General features: G+C 60.2%; 10 protein-coding genes. 7 read left to right on the forward strand and 3 right to left on the reverse strand.

Annotation, left to right across the window (positions count from 1 at the left end; translation table 11 throughout):
• Positions 1-43: 43 nt before the first annotated feature.
• Positions 44-1,018, reverse strand: coding sequence for a 3-hydroxyacyl-CoA dehydrogenase NAD-binding domain-containing protein (locus QDT69_RS33295; protein ID WP_279710703.1), 975 nt, complete (start codon positions 1,016-1,018; stop codon positions 44-46).
• A gap of 23 nt (positions 1,019-1,041) precedes the next feature.
• A complete protein-coding gene (locus QDT69_RS33300) occupies positions 1,042-1,956 on the reverse strand; it encodes a 3-hydroxyacyl-CoA dehydrogenase (protein WP_279710704.1) in 915 nt (304 codons plus the stop codon).
• A gap of 276 nt (positions 1,957-2,232) precedes the next feature.
• Between QDT69_RS33300 and QDT69_RS33305 the strand changes: the two genes are divergently transcribed.
• Positions 2,233-8,532 carry a PAS domain S-box protein gene (locus QDT69_RS33305; RefSeq protein ID WP_279710705.1) on the forward strand — a complete coding sequence of 2,100 codons (6,300 nt, stop codon included), beginning with the start codon at positions 2,233-2,235 and terminating at the stop codon, positions 8,530-8,532.
• On the opposite strand, the gene QDT69_RS33310 is transcribed toward QDT69_RS33305, so the two are convergent.
• Complete coding sequence (locus tag QDT69_RS33310) at positions 8,498-8,887, reverse strand: response regulator (protein WP_279710706.1); 390 nt, start codon at positions 8,885-8,887, stop codon at positions 8,498-8,500. The genes QDT69_RS33305 and QDT69_RS33310 overlap by 35 nt on opposite strands.
• A gap of 586 nt (positions 8,888-9,473) precedes the next feature.
• Here QDT69_RS33310 and QDT69_RS33315 point away from each other — a divergent pair.
• From QDT69_RS33315 to QDT69_RS33340, 6 genes are all read left to right on the forward strand, one after another.
• Positions 9,474-9,689, forward strand: coding sequence for a hypothetical protein (locus tag QDT69_RS33315; RefSeq protein ID WP_279710707.1), 216 nt, complete (start codon positions 9,474-9,476; stop codon positions 9,687-9,689).
• Between the two features lie 232 nt (positions 9,690-9,921).
• The gene (locus tag QDT69_RS33320; RefSeq protein ID WP_279710708.1) at positions 9,922-10,557 is read left to right on the forward strand and encodes a response regulator; all 636 of its coding nucleotides are present in this window, start codon (positions 9,922-9,924) and stop codon (positions 10,555-10,557) included.
• Positions 10,558-10,774: 217 nt separating this feature from the next.
• Positions 10,775-11,245, forward strand: coding sequence for a transcriptional regulator (locus tag QDT69_RS33325; protein ID WP_279710709.1), 471 nt, complete (start codon positions 10,775-10,777; stop codon positions 11,243-11,245).
• A 34-nt stretch (positions 11,246-11,279) separates the two neighbouring features.
• A complete protein-coding gene (locus tag QDT69_RS33330; protein WP_279710710.1) occupies positions 11,280-13,211 on the forward strand; it encodes an FUSC family protein in 1,932 nt (643 codons plus the stop codon).
• On the forward strand, positions 13,211-13,414 hold the full coding sequence (locus QDT69_RS33335) for a DUF1656 domain-containing protein (protein WP_279710711.1): 204 nt from the start codon (positions 13,211-13,213) through the stop codon (positions 13,412-13,414). The genes QDT69_RS33330 and QDT69_RS33335 overlap by 1 nt, the downstream gene beginning before the upstream one ends.
• 233 nt (positions 13,415-13,647) lie before the next feature.
• Complete coding sequence (locus QDT69_RS33340) at positions 13,648-14,601, forward strand: HlyD family secretion protein (RefSeq protein ID WP_279710744.1); 954 nt, start codon at positions 13,648-13,650, stop codon at positions 14,599-14,601.
• Positions 14,602-14,649: the final 48 nt, after the last annotated feature.

A 14,649-nucleotide genomic window follows, 5' to 3' on the forward strand; every position in this document is an offset into this window, starting at 1 on the left:
GTCTTTCTCGTGTGGAGGAGTATCGGTTGCTCGTGGCGGATCGCTATTCAGCGGCGACTTCGCGTGGAGCGGAGGTCTCCGGCCGTTTGCTGCGCAGTTGAAGAAGGCCGATCAGAATCTCGTCCCGCTCCGCCGCAAGCTCTTCGATCGCGCGCGATCCGACCTCGGCATGGACGCTGTCGATTAGCTTTCGCTGGACCTCTGGGGTCATATCCGGCGAGCCAAGTGTTTTCCACCAGCCCATCATCGGGCCGAGCAAACCTGCAAAGGCGTGCTCGATGCCGCCGGAGCCGCCACCGAGGTGATTGAGCATCATGTTGCCCATGACTCCCCAGCGCAGGCCCGGTCCCCAGGAGAGAGCCGTGTCGACGTCAGCAGCGCTGACGACGCCCTCGGCGACGAGATAGTAGACTTCCCGCGCCAAAGCCGCTTGCAGGCGGTTGGCAACGTGGCCCGGCATTTCCTTGTTGATGCGAACCGTCTTGCGCCCGATTGACGAATAGAATTCGTCGGCGCGCCGGATCGTCTCCTCCGATGTTTTGTCGCCGCCAACGATCTCGACCAGCGGGATCAAATGCGGTGGATTGAAGGGATGGCCGATCACGCAGCGCTCCGGGTGTGCCTGCGCGCCCGGTTGGATCTGGCTCATGGGGATGCCTGATGAACTCGACGCGATGATGACGTCAGGCGGCAAAAGCGCATCAAGCTGACCGTAGAGCTTCTGCTTGAAGTCGACCCGCTCTGGTCCGTTTTCCTGAACGAAATCTGCGGCCGCCATCGCTTCGGCGAGGTTCGCGGTGAACGTCAGATTCGTCCTCGATGCATTCGGGGACAGTCCCAGACGCTCGAGTGCCGGCCATGCGGCGTCAACAAACTTTCTCAAATTCGCTTCCGCATTCGGTGCCGGGTCGCTCGCGATCACCTCCAATCCTTTGGCTAGGTAAAGCGCTGACCAGCTTGCGCCGATCACACCTGCGCCGACGATTGCGACGCGGTGAATGGGTTTCGTGTTAGTCATGGTTTGACTCTCCTGCTCGATTGTCAGACTTCGACGTAGGCAATGCCGGTGAGGTTGCCCTGGGCGTAGAGGAAGTTGCGCTCGTTCTTGCCGTCGAGATCGGCGGAATAGACCGAGCCGGCGAAGTCGGTCACAAACAGCCGGTTGCCGGGTACATCGAGGGAGAGGCCGATGCCCTCCATCAAATGCGTAATCAGGATCTCCGGCTGCGCCTTCTTATCGATCGGCGCGCGATTGACCGTGTTGCCGCGCGGAGGATCGCCGCGGTCGGTCCAGTAGAGGAGACGGTTCGCCCGATCGAGCTCGAGGTCGATCGGCTCCGGCAGGCGATCGAACAGCACCTCGATGTCGGAGCGGTTCGCCGGGCTCTCCCCCTTCGGGAGGTCGATGTTGGCGCGGAAGATGCGGCCGAGGTTGCCGTTGTCAGGACCCTTTTGCGTCCAGTAGATGTGCCGCCGTTCGGGATCGACGGTGATTCCGACGCACCACCGGGTTTGATCTTTCCGGTCCTTGTCGCCGCGGCCGGTCTCGACCAGCGTTTCGACCTGCGAGCCGTCGAGGTTCGCGCGCATCACGCGCATGCCTTCGCGGTCGCACCAATAGAGCTTCTTTCCCTCTTCATCGAGGTGCATCTGTTTCGGCGTATACGTAACGCCTGGTGGAATGATGATTTTGCGATTCCCACCGTCGAGATCGGCTCGCTCGATCGAGCCGTCATTGAGGTTGGGAACGCCCATGTTGGTCCAATAGATATGACCTGCCTCCAAATCGACCGCGATGCCGTCGGGAAAGCGGCAATCGGTGACGATGGTCTTGCGGTCGGAGCCATCCGGATTCATCGAGTGAATGCGGTCCCCGCTCAGTTCGAGAACGAACAGCCTGCCGGAGCGGGCGACGCTCGATGAATTCTTCGATTTGGTTGCTTCAAGTACCGTCATGGATTTTCCTTCGGGTCAGAGTTGCCGCGTCTCGCTGGCCTCTAGTTGACCCACGTGCGCCATCGTTGCGAGTAAAGGCCGGCAAATCGCGCCAAATTGTCGCTAACCGGAAGGAAGGTTTCGCGTATTCCGGATCGGGCAAGATCCATCGGACGGCTGGTATTTCTCAGGCGATCGGGTACGATTTCTACAGCCGGAGCGAGGCCGCGCACATCGCGCACGCAAAGTGTGGCTGGCCCGAACTCAATTGGGAGTCCGAATGCCGGAGGCTCGGAGATGGTGCCGCATTCGCAGAACGTCGCGAACGTGGACGGTGGCTCTCAGGTCTTGTGGAGAGACGGCGAGCGCGTGTTTCACCGCGGCTGGCGACTCGATGATGAGGGTAAGCGGTGCGCCGTGCTGCTCATTGTTCCTGCGACCGAGCACCCGTCTCGTTCAACCTTCGATCGCTTCAGTCACGAATACGAACTGAAGGACGAACTCGATAGCACGTGGGCAGTGCGGCCATTGGAGCTCGTGCGCGAAGCCAATCGGACCGTGCTGGTGCTCGATGATGCGGGCGGTGAGCCGCTCGAGATGTTGCTCGGCGTGCCCATGGATATCGGGCGCTTCTTGCGCCTCGGCAGCACTATTGCCTCGGTCGTGGGCAAGCTTCACCGGCGCGGGCTCATCCACAAGGACATCAAGCCAGCCAACATCCTCCTCAACGGGGCGACCGGCGAGGTGAAGCTGACGGGGTTCGGTATTGCGTCGCGCTTCGAGCGTGAACGCCAATCGCCTCACCCTCCCGAGATGATTGCCGGCACACTCGCCTACATGGCGCCCGAGCAGACCGGGCGGATGAATCGGTCAATCGATTCGCGAAGCGACCTCTACGCGCTCGGCATCACCTTCTACCAGATGCTCACCGGTGTCTTGCCGTTTGTCGCCACGGAGCCGATGGAATGGGTGCACTGCCATCTCGCGAGGCGGCCGGTGCCGCCTGCCGAGCGGCTGCAAGAAATCCCTGGCGCCGTCTCGGCAATCATCATGAAGTTACTCGCGAAGAGGGCCGAAGATCGCTATCAAACGGCGGCCGGCCTCGAAAGCGACCTTTGCAGCTGCCTGATCGAATGGGAGGCGCGGGGCCGCATCGACGACTTTCCGCTGGGCGAAAACGACACGTCCGATCGGCTCCGGATCCCCGAGAAACTCTACGGGCGGCGGCGCGAGGTTGAGACTTTGCTCGCCTCCTTCGATCGCATCGTCAACGGTGGCGCCCCGGAACTGGTCCTGGTTTATGGCTACTCCGGCATCGGCAAATCGTCGGTCGTCAACGAGCTGCAGTCGGTGCTGGTACCGCCGCGCGGCCTGTTCGCATCCGGCAAGTTCGATCAGCTCAAACGCGATATCCCATACGCGACGCTGGCACAGGCCCTTCAGAGCCTGATCCGGCCGCTACTCGGTAAGAGCGACGCCGATCTCGCGTCATGGCGCGACGCCTTGTGGGGAACCCTGGGATCTAACGCGGGACTGATGGCGGATCTCGTTCCTGAACTAAAGCACCTCATGGGTGAGCTACCGCCGGTCGTTGAGCTTCCGCCGCAGGACGCCCAGCGACGCTTCCAGACGGTGCTTCGGCAGCTGATCGGCGTTTTTGCGCGGCCGGAGCATCCTCTGGCGCTGTTCCTCGATGACTTGCAGTGGCTCGATGCAGCGACGCTGGACCTTCTTGAGGACCTGTTGAGCCGATCCGATCTCCGTAATCTCCTCCTCATCGGCGCCTACCGCGATAACGAGGTCACCGCAACGCATCCGCTCATGCGTAAGCTGCAAGCAATCCGCGCAACCGGAAGGGTACGGGATATCAAGCTGGTGCCCCTGGCGACCAGTGACCTCGGAAATCTTGTTGCGGACGCGCTCCGCTCCAACCCCGAGCAGACTGACCTGCTTGCTGGGCTGGTGCACGCGAAGACGAACGGCAATCCGTTCTTCGTCATCCAGTTTCTTCACGTGCTCGCCGACGAGGGGCTGCTGGCCTTTGATCAGGCGCGGGGGCGATGGTCCTGGGACATGGGAGGCATCCACGCCAAGAGAAACACGGACAATGTCGTGGAGCTTCTGGCTGAAAAGTTGACGCGGTTATCACCCGACACCCAGGACGCGTTGCGACAGCTCGCTTGCCTGGGCAATGTCGTAGATGTCGCGATCCTCTCGGCTGTTCTTAACATATCGGAGGATCTGGTGCACGCGGCCCTCTCGGAGGCCGTTAGTCAACAACTCATCGACCGCGTCGTACGCTCCTACAAGTTCGTTCACGACCGGGTGCAGGAAGCCGCCTATGCGCTGATCCCGGAGGCGTCACGTGCGGAAGCGCATTTGACGATCGGCCGTCTGCTCCTGGCGCAGACACCTCCGGAAAAGCGGGACGAAGCGATCTTCGAGATTGTCAGCCAGCTCAACCGCGGCGCGCCATTGATCTCCTCGTTCGATGAATGCGAGCAACTGGCCCGGCTGAATCTGATCGCGGGTAAGCGCGCTAAGACGTCGACGGCCTATGACGCGTCGCTTACCTATTTCGAGGCCGGTGCTGCAACGTTGCCGGAGGATTCGTGGGAGCGGCATCGTGAGCTCATGTTCGAACTGGAGCTTCACCGGGCCGAATGCGAATTCTTGACCGGCGAATTGGCCGCCGCGGAGAATCGGCTGACGCTGCTGTCAGCTCGCGCCGCCAATACCGTCGAACGGGCAGCCGCCGCGTGCCTGCGAATAGACGTGTATACGGCCCGTGGGCGAATGAGCGAAGCGGTCGCTGTCGGCCTGGAATGTCTCCAACATGTGGGCGTGGCATGGTCGGCACATCCTGCGGACGAGGAGGTGCGTCGCGAATATCAGCTGATCTGGTCCAAGCTCGGTGGCCGCGCGATCGAGGAGCTGGTTGACCTGCCGCTGATGGCCGATCCCGCATCCCTCGCCATTCTCGATGTTCTGAGCAAGCTCGGGCCAGCAGCGGTGTTCACGGATGCGAACCTGCTTGCGTTGGTCGGCTGCGGGGCGGTCAGCCTCAGCCTCGATCGCGGCAACAGCGATGGCTCGTCCAACGGGTATGTCCGGGTCGGCATGGTTGCCGGTCCGCTTTTCGGGGACTACAGGGCCGGATATCGATTTGGCCGAGTCGGCTACGAACTGGTCGAGCGGCGCAATTTGAAACACTTCCTGGCTAGGATCTTCATGAATTTCGGAAACCAGGTCATGCCGTGGACGAGGCATGCTCGGAGTGGCCGCGATCTGTTGCATCGGGCGTTCGACGTTGCGAACAAGACGGGTGATCTCACTTATGCGGCGTACAGCCGCGCTCATCTCAACTCAAACATGCTCATGGTCGGCGATCCGCTCGACGAAGTGCAGCGCGAGACTGAGCAGGGACTAGCGTTGGCGCGGCAAATGCATTTCGAACTCGTCACCGAAGCCATCGCGACGCAGCTTGCACTAGTCCGAATGTTGCGCGGGTCGACTCGTCGATTCGGCTCTTTCGACGACGAGCATTTCGATGAAGGCCGGATCGTCCGCCATCTGTCCGGTGATCCAAATCTGGCATTTGCCGAGTGCTGGTATTGGATTCGCAAGCTGCAGGGGAGCTTCCTGGCCGGCGACTTTGCTGCGGCTGTCGACGCCTCCCTTAGGGCGCAACCGTTGCTCTGGACGTCGCTTCCCACGATGGAAGTCGCGGAGTATCACTTTTACAGCGCGCTCGCGCGCGCTTCATCCTGTGACTCCGACTTAGCCGACGAGAGCCGACAGCATCTGGAGGCTCTGGCCGCGCATCACGAGCAGATTGGAATCTGGGCGAAGAATTGCCCCGAGAATTTCGAGAACCGCGCCGCCCTTGTCGGCGCTGAGATCGCCCGATTGGAAGGTCGCGAGCTGGATGCCGAGCGTCTTTACCAGCGGGCGATCCACTCGGCCCGAGCAAACAGCTTTGTCCACAACGAAGCGCTCGCCTACGAACTGGCAGCCCGGTTTTACGCGGCGCGAGGATTCGAAGACATCGCGCATCTCTACCTGGGGAATGCACGGCGGGGCTATTTTCAATGGGGAGCCATAGGAAAGGTGCGGCAGCTCGATCAACTCCATCCGCGGTTGAGGCGGGACGAGCGCGCGCCGGCTCCAGCGGGTACGATTGAGGCGCCGGTCGAGCATCTCGATCTCGCAACAATGATCGAAGTCTCGCAAGCACTCTCTGGCGAGATGGTGCTGGAAAGGCTCGTCGACAAACTCATGCGCGCGGCCCTCGAGCACGCCGGCGCCGAACGAGGTCTTCTGATTGTCCCGCGAGGTGATGAGCTGCAGATGCAGGCAGAAGCGATCGCTAGTGGAGAAAATGTGATCGTGCATCGACGGGATGGTTCCTGCAGCTCAGCCGCGTTGCCAGAATCGTTGGTTCGGTATGGCGCGCGCACCCAACAAACTGTGATTCTCGATGACGCGTCATCCCGCAATCCATTTTCTGCCGATCCCTATATTCGTCAGGGGCGTGTGCGTTCGGTTCTCTGCTTGCCGTTGATCAACCAGGGAAAGCTCACGGCAATTCTCTACCTTGAGAACCACCTGATGCCGAATGTATTTACGCCGGACCGCGTCGCCTTGTTGAAAGTGCTTGCGTCGCAAGCGGCGATCTCGCTCGAAAATTCGCGGCTCTATCACGACCTCGCAGATCGCGAAGGGAAGATTCGGCGTTTGGTCGACGCCAACATCATCGGAATCATCATCAGGAACAGCGAAGGGGAGATTCTTGAAGCCAATGACGCGTTTCTACGTATCATAGGATATGACCGCGAGGATCTCGCTTTGGGTCGCCTGCGCTGGACCGAGCTGAATGCTCCGGAATGGCGCGAGCGCGACCAACTCACACGGGCACAACTGAACTCGACAGGGATCGCTCAACCGTTCGAGAAGGAGTATGTTCGGAAAGATGGCAGCCGCGTTCCCGTGCTTGTTGGCGCCGCGACGTTCAACGAAGGCGGGGATGAGGGCGTCGGATTCGTGCTCGATTTGACCGAGCGCAAGCGCGCTGAACAGGCGGTCCAGCTACGGACAACACTCGATTCCATCCCGGCGATGGCTTGGCGCGCCAGGGCTGACGGCTCCACCGAGTACATCAACAAACGTTGGCTGGACTACACAGGGATCTCGCTTGATCAAGCGTTGGGTTGGCAGTGGTTTGCTTTGATCCATCCCGACGACGCTCCGCGCCTGCGGGACGCCTGGCTACAAACGTTGGCATCTGAAAAACCGGGCGAAGCCGAAGCCCGAATGCGCGGCTCCGATGGATCGTATCGCTGGTTCCTCATTCGTGCCGAGCCTGTGCGCGATGAGGCAGGAGCGGTTGTCGCTTGGTATGGCACCAATACGGATATCCAGGACCTGAAGACAGCCGAAAGTGCCCTGCGACGAAGCGAGGCCGAATTGGCGAACGTCAGGCACGTGCAACAAACTCTTGACTCAATTCCGGTTGCGGCCTGGCGCGCCAGAGCCGACGGTTCCGTCGAGTACTTCAACAAGCGGATGCTCGACTACACGGGGAACTCGATTGATCGAGCGCTAAGTTGGCAACGGACTGGGTCGATCCATCCCGAAGACCTTCCGCGCGTGAATGAGTTGTGGCTGCAACTGCTCGCATCTGAAAAGCCGGGTGAAATTGAAGCCCGCATACGCCGCCATGACGGATCGTATCGCTGGTTCCTGATTCGTGCGGAGCCTTCGCGCGACGACACAGGAAGAGTTGTTGCGTGGTACGGCACCCATATGGACATCGATGATCGCAGACAAGCGCTGGCGCAGTTACAGCAGATGCAATCGGATTTCGCCCACATGAACCGCGTGAGCATGATGGGAGAATTGGCAGCCTCTCTGTCTCACGAAATCGCGCAACCGATCGCCAGCGCGCGCAACAACGCCCGGGCAGCCGAGAATTTTCTGAATATGCAGCCGCCGGACCTGGATGAGGTGAGGGAAGCGCTCTCCTGTCTGGTTGCGGACGCGGATCGATCCGGAGACATCATCGATCGTATCCGGGAGCAAATCAAGAAGGCGCCGCCGCGAAAAGAGCGCTTTGAACTCAACACGGCAATCAATGAAGTGATTGCATTGGCGCAAAGCGTGACGCTCAAGAATGGGGTTTCGGTCCAGATCCGGCTTGCTGAGGGGCTGCTTCCGGTTTTGGGGGATCGTGTCCAGTTGCAACAGGTCTTGTTGAACCTGGTTCTCAACGCGGCTGAAGCGATGGGCTCGATTGAGGAGGGGGCGAGAGAATTGTTGATCAGCACCGAGCAGGACCATGCCGGCGTCCTCGTGGCCGTGCGCGATTCCGGGCCGGGCATTGATCCTGCGTTTCTCGACCGGATCTTCGACGCTTTCTACACCACGAAGTCTGGCGGAACAGGCATGGGGTTGTCGATTTGCCGCTCCATCATCCATGCTCATGGGGGCAAGCTGTGGGCGAGAGCGAATGATCCTCGCGGTGCAGTGTTTCAGTTCACCTTGCCCGATATTGAAAGAGAGCTTACGGCTCCTCTTCCGCCGAGTCAGCAGACCTGAAAGCCTCGCGAAGGCATTGTGTGAATTGCTCGTCCTCCACTGGCTTGCGCAGGTAACACAAGACGCCGTCGTTCAGGGCGCTAGTCCGATCAACGTCATTGGGAAACGCAGTTACGAGGATTGTCGGTATGGCGTTGCCGGTGTCGACAAGTTGTCGATGGAGTTCGAGCCCGGTCATAGCCGGCATTTGGATATCGGCGATCAGGCAGGCTGTTTCGGCGAGGCGCGGGGACGCGAGAAACTCGGCTGCAGACGAAAAAGAATTGGCCTTATAGCCCAGCGATCTCAAGAGCCGACACGTGGACTCGCGACAGAACCGGTCATCATCGACGATCGAAACCAGTATCTTTTTCATCATGCCCGCCTATGGTCATTCGTTGGACCGGTCGTGTGGGCAGCCAACTATGCCGACGCTCTGCATGGAATTGCCCGATGTGGGGGGAGAATGCCACTGGTGCAACGCAGATGCCCCGTAAGCTTTGGCTTATCTTGACGACAATAGCGAAGCTCGACCGATAGGGCTTGCGATCGAGAATGTCAGCTGACGGAACGGGCGCCGACACCGGGCGACCTCAAGGACGGAGTCCGAACGCCATAAGCCTTCGTATCGTCGTCCTGCTCCCCTTGGATGCCCGACATCGACCTGCGCTCAATTGAGCTCTTGGTGACTGTCCTCTTAGTGTGCATGTGTCCGAAATTCCCACAGGCCAAGAGGAGAGAGCAATGTCTTACCGCCTGGAAAATCGAGGACCTCACAAGGCAAAGCGATGTGCACTCTGTGATGGCAAGTTTGGGCTCGTCCGGCATTACTCGTGGCGAACCCCGCTTTGCTCCAGGGCGTGCGTCGATCGCTTCAAAGCGCGCCGCCAAAGTGACCGCAATTGGGTGGGCTGGCTCCGACTCGCCTTCGACCAGTCGTCCGAAAACCGCGCGAGGGCGTCATGACCCTCCAAATCTCGCAACGAGGCAAGGAATATTTGAAGACAGCGCAGACGTTGCTCCGCACCGCCAGGAGCATGACCGACGAGACGATCGCGCGTCAGCTCAAGGCCCTTGCCGACGACTACGAGCGGCGGGCCGACAAAGCTTCGCGCGATGATGCAGCCAAGGCGTTGGCGCGATCCGCCGCCAGCCCGGAACCGGAGTGGCTTGCGTGAGTTGATAGGTCGGCTGGCTCAGCGGCCATCGACTGTAGATCGGCAAGCCTAAGTCGACCGGCGCGTCGCACGAGGGCGAGCGGCGTCAGTATAGGGTAAACTTTGGTGTACCCTCCCGCGCATTCTCCGCGAAAAATGGGACTGTTCAGGTTCAGGGATTAGGACTAGATATGCGGAACCGGCCGTAAACGAGGCAAAGGCTGAGTTTCGCGATCTCTTCCGAGCAGCAGCGATGTCTGACCCAAACTCCACCGTGTTGGTTATCGACGACGATCCGGATCTCCGCGCGTCGGTCGGGCGGCTGTTGCGATCGCTCGGTATCAATGTTCAGCTATTTGCCTCAATTTCCGACTTCCTCAAATCGGATCCTCTGGACTGCCCTACTTGCCTGGTGCTCGATATCAGATTACCCGGCCAAAGCGGCCTCGACCTCCAGTGCGAGCTCACCGCAGCGAATAGGGAGATCCCGATCATTTTCATCACCGGGCATGGCGACATCCCAATGTCCGTGCAGGCGATGAAGAGAGGTGCCATCGAGTTCCTGACCAAGCCGTTTCGCGATCAGGATCTGCTCGACGCCATTCAGCTCGGTCTCTCTCGCGACCGTGCGCGGCGGGAAAGTGACAAGGACCTAGCCGTTCTCAAGGAGCGTTTCGGGTCACTAAGTCCGAGGGAACGCGAGATCGTGATCCAGGTTGCTCGCGGCCGCCTGAGCAAGCAGATTGCCCATGAGATCGGCATAGCCGAGGCCACCGTGAAAGTGCATCGCAGCAGGGCAATGCAGAAGATGCAGGCCGGCTCGCTTCCTGAACTCGGCCGGATGGCTGACAAGCTCAAGCTCGTGCCTGGCACACCACAACGTTCCTAGCCCTGTCAACCTGGTGCAACCCGTCACCTGCACGGCAGGCGCGCCCCTTTCTCGCGCCAATCCGCGAGGTGCAGTGTAAATTTTGGTTCAACTAACACAGCCAAATCCGTCGTTACGCGCCACCCGCGTGCAATAGCCCACCGCATTCCAACTCACCAAATTCGCCTCACGAGCATCGTTGCGGGGATTCGCCCCCGCGAAAGCACGCGAGGTCATAATGCGCGCATTTGGTTCGGCTGCGAATTTCGAAGGCTTGACGCGATTTGATCCCGAATCGCGACCTGACGTGAGACGTGCCGTTCATACTCCTGATGCGGTCGAGCCATTCCCCGGGAAACGAGCCGGATCAGCCGGCACCACTGCGGCCAAAGTCTCGTTCGGACCGTTCCACCTGCTTCCAACGCAGTTTCTTCTTCTGGAAGGCGACAGGCCCGTACCGCTCGGGAGTCGTGCTCTGGAGATCCTGATTGCTTTGCTTGAACGTCGCGGCTTGCTGGTCAGCAAGCAGGACTTGATGGCTCGGGTTTGGCCCAATGTCTTTGTCGAGCCTGCCAACCTCACGGTCCATATGTCTGCGCTGCGTCGCGCGCTGCGTGATGGCCAGGACGGGCATCGGTTCATCGTCAACATCCCTGGACGTGGCTATTGCTTCGTCGCCTCAGTCGATGTGGCGGGACACGAGATCTGAGCGCGAGTGACGAAGTATCCGCCGAGGTATCACCGTGGTCGCGACAACATCGGAGCAGCCGCTCACTTTGGCGAATATCCCCCTCAGCTCCTGGAGCTTCGCCATCCGCGTTTGGCTGGCCATGATCTTGGCCCTGTTCGTGAGCTTTTGGCTGCAGCTTGAAGCCCCGGCCTCGGCGGCGGTCACTGTTGGAATTCTCGCCGAACCGACCCGCGGTCAGGCGCTGGACAAGGCCGGTTTTCGATTGCTCGGCACGATTGTGGGTGTCGCAGCATCAATCGCAATCACCGGGATCTTCGCCCAGGAGAGGGATCTGATCCTCGTTGCGTTCGCGGTGTGGATTGGCATTTGCGTCTTTGCAGCGAACCTTCTGGACGGCTATCGGGCCTATGCGGCAGTACTGTCCGGTTACACTGTTGCACTCATTGCGACACAACAGATCGACAACCCACAGCACGTGTTTGAATCAGGCGTGGCGCGCGGCGCCGCGATCGCGGTCGGCGTTCTGTCGATGGCGGTCATAAACACGCTGGTGTACACCCCCGACCGTCATCCACGGCTCATGGTGCAACTCGCAGCGATTCGCCGCCGCATTCGCGAATATGCGGGCGCAGCCTACGGCGCCGAACCAGGCAACTCGGCTACATTCCTGACGCTGCTCCGGGAAATCGTGGCGCTCCGACCTGAGATCGCCAGCGTGGCTGTCGAGACGAGCAGTGGTTTCGTCAGGAGCGTCGCCGCTCGCAGTGTGGCGGTCGGATTGGTTGCTGAATTGCAGGCAGCCAGGATCTTGAACAGCAGTCCTGTTGATGTCGATGACACGGATCAGGCAAGAGCTGCGCTCGAACGAGCGGTCGATTCTGCGCTGCCGGCGCCGCAGCCGGTACTTGTAGCAGGACAAAAGCGTGTACGTGACGTCGAGACCGAAGCTTCGGCATGGACAGCCGGAGAATGGCGACGTCGGGATGAAGAGGTTTACCAGGATCTGTTAGCCCTGAAGTCGGCGCGATGGCCACTGCGGGTTTGGCGTGCGCCCTTGTATCGATCCTATAGAACTGCAGCTGCAAGTGGTGTCCGCGCCGCTCTGTGGCTTGCAATTGCTTCAATTTTCTATGTTTGGGCTGGATGGCCTGCGGCGAGCGCCTCGCTGTCGTTTGTCGCGTTGATTACCGGATTAGGGGCCACAACACCGAGCGCGCGCGGCTTCACCGCCATCACGGTTGTTGGTTCACCGATCGCAGTTGCCCTGACCGGCATACTCGAGTTCATGGTCCTCAACGGCGCCGACGCCTTTCCCGTGTTGGCGATCGCCATGGCTCCCTTCACGATCGGTGCAGCCATTCTCATGAAGTCACAAAACCCTCTGTGGTCATCACTCGGTCGGGTAAATCTGCTTTTCATACCGGTTATCCTGGCACCGAGTAATCCGCAGACCTACAATCCGCAGAGCTTCCTCTTCACCTCTCTGTTTCTTGTCGCGGCCGCGGCGCTGCTGCTTGCGGCACAGACGCTGATTCCTCCCGTCTCCGATGACGAGCGGAGGATGCGGCTGCTTGCGGAGGCTCGCGCTGAGCTGCGGAAGCCGGCTCAGCAGACCGGAGAGCCTTCCGAAGAAGCAGCGTTCCGGGACGCCGCCCGAATTGGACAGTTTCTTTCGGTCGGAGGAGCGCAGGACAGTCGCGCTCTGGCAGAAATGCTCTCGTGCTTCGACCAGTCGGCGATGGTCCGGCTTTGCGAGGCGAAGCTGATGTCGCTTGCCGATGGGCCGCTTGCATCATTGGCAGACGACGCGCGCGCAGCAATTTCCAAGCGAGATACGGCGACCCTGCGCACCATTGCACACCGGTTACATGAAACGGCCGCACAGAAAGACTCGATCGAGGCGGACGTTGCCGCGTGCCTAATCCTGACGAGCAACCTCGTTGACCGGGGCGGGGGCGTCGAGTCCACCAGGGAGGCAACCTGATGACACACACCTTTCCAGAACTGATCGTCGGAGGCGTTCTGGTGGCGCCGTTTGCAACGTATTTGATGACGGCTCTCGTCGTCGTCATCGTCCTGCGACCACTTCTGCATGTCGTCGGATTTGCGAAGATGTTCAGTCACGCCTCGATTGCAGAGCTCAGTCTGTATGTGACGATTCTGAGCTTATCGATGTTGTTGCTCTAGAGGAGGGCGCCATGGACGCGACGGTTCGTGATGATGCTGTTGAGCAAGACGAGGTACGGGCAGCCGTCACTTGCTCTTCGCCGGATTCAGCTCGCCAAGCGGGCGAGTTGGAAGAAATCGCGCGACGGGTACCGGAAGGTCGTCGAAACGATAAACCGAGTGTCTCGTCTTCAGGGAAATCCGCCGCGCGGCGACGTGACGCCTTGCGGACCGCGCGGCTTCTGCTGCGCAAAATGGCTACAGCCGCGATCGCAGTCGTTGCGGTGTTAATCGCTCTCGTGACCTGGGACCAGTACAACGCTGGGCCATGGACACGCGACGGACGAGTGCGGGTGCAAGTTGCCAATGTCGCGCCGGAAATTTCCGGCAGTATCACCGAGTTGCGGATCGTCGATAATCAATTCGTTCACAAGGGCGACGTGCTGTACGTCATCGATCCTGTCGATTTCGACGTCGCGCTGCGCACAAACAAGGCGGTCTTGCAGCAAAGGATCGCGGACCTCAACGTGAAGGATTTGCAGTCTGAACGTCGGCGACGCTTGTCGGATCTGGCGAGCAGCACCGAAGAGAAGCAGATCTACGAGGGAAATGCACTTCAGGCAAAAGCCGCGGTCGAGTCGGCCCAGCAGCAGGTGCGGCAGGCGGAGATCAACCTCCGGCGCACCGAAGTACGCAGTCCGGTGAATGGAATTGTCACAAACCTCCTGCTCAGAGAGGGAGACTACGCGCATCAAGGCAGCACTAACGTTTCGATCATCGACACGGACAGTTACTGGGTTGACGGCTATTTCGAGGAAACCAAGCTGGCCCGCCTGTGTGTGGGTGACCGCGTCGAGGCAAAACTTATGGGCTACCCGGCGCCGATCATAGGTCACATCGCAACAGTGACCCGTGGCGTCAGCGTATCCAACGCAGCCGCTTCGACACAGGGGTTACCAAACGTCGATCCCGTTTACACCTGGGTGCGCTTGGCGCAGAGAGTTCCGGTTCGGATCGCGATAGACAACGTGCCGCCCGGTGTGCCGCTTGTGTCAGGCTTGACCGCAACGGTCACGATCAGGGACGGCGAGAGCGGAGCGGTCCTGCAAAGAGTGCGATCTGAGCTCAAGACGAGCTTCCTCGGACTGATCGGCGAAACTCCGGCGCGGCCTGACTGCATCCCAGGCCCTTCGTCTCCGGCGCCGTAGGAAGCGTGCGGGTACCGCGTCCGTCGTCGATGGTACCGTCACTCCGCT

Source organism: Bradyrhizobium sp. CER78 (genome assembly GCF_029846235.1).
Lineage (GTDB): Bacteria > Pseudomonadota > Alphaproteobacteria > Rhizobiales > Xanthobacteraceae > Bradyrhizobium.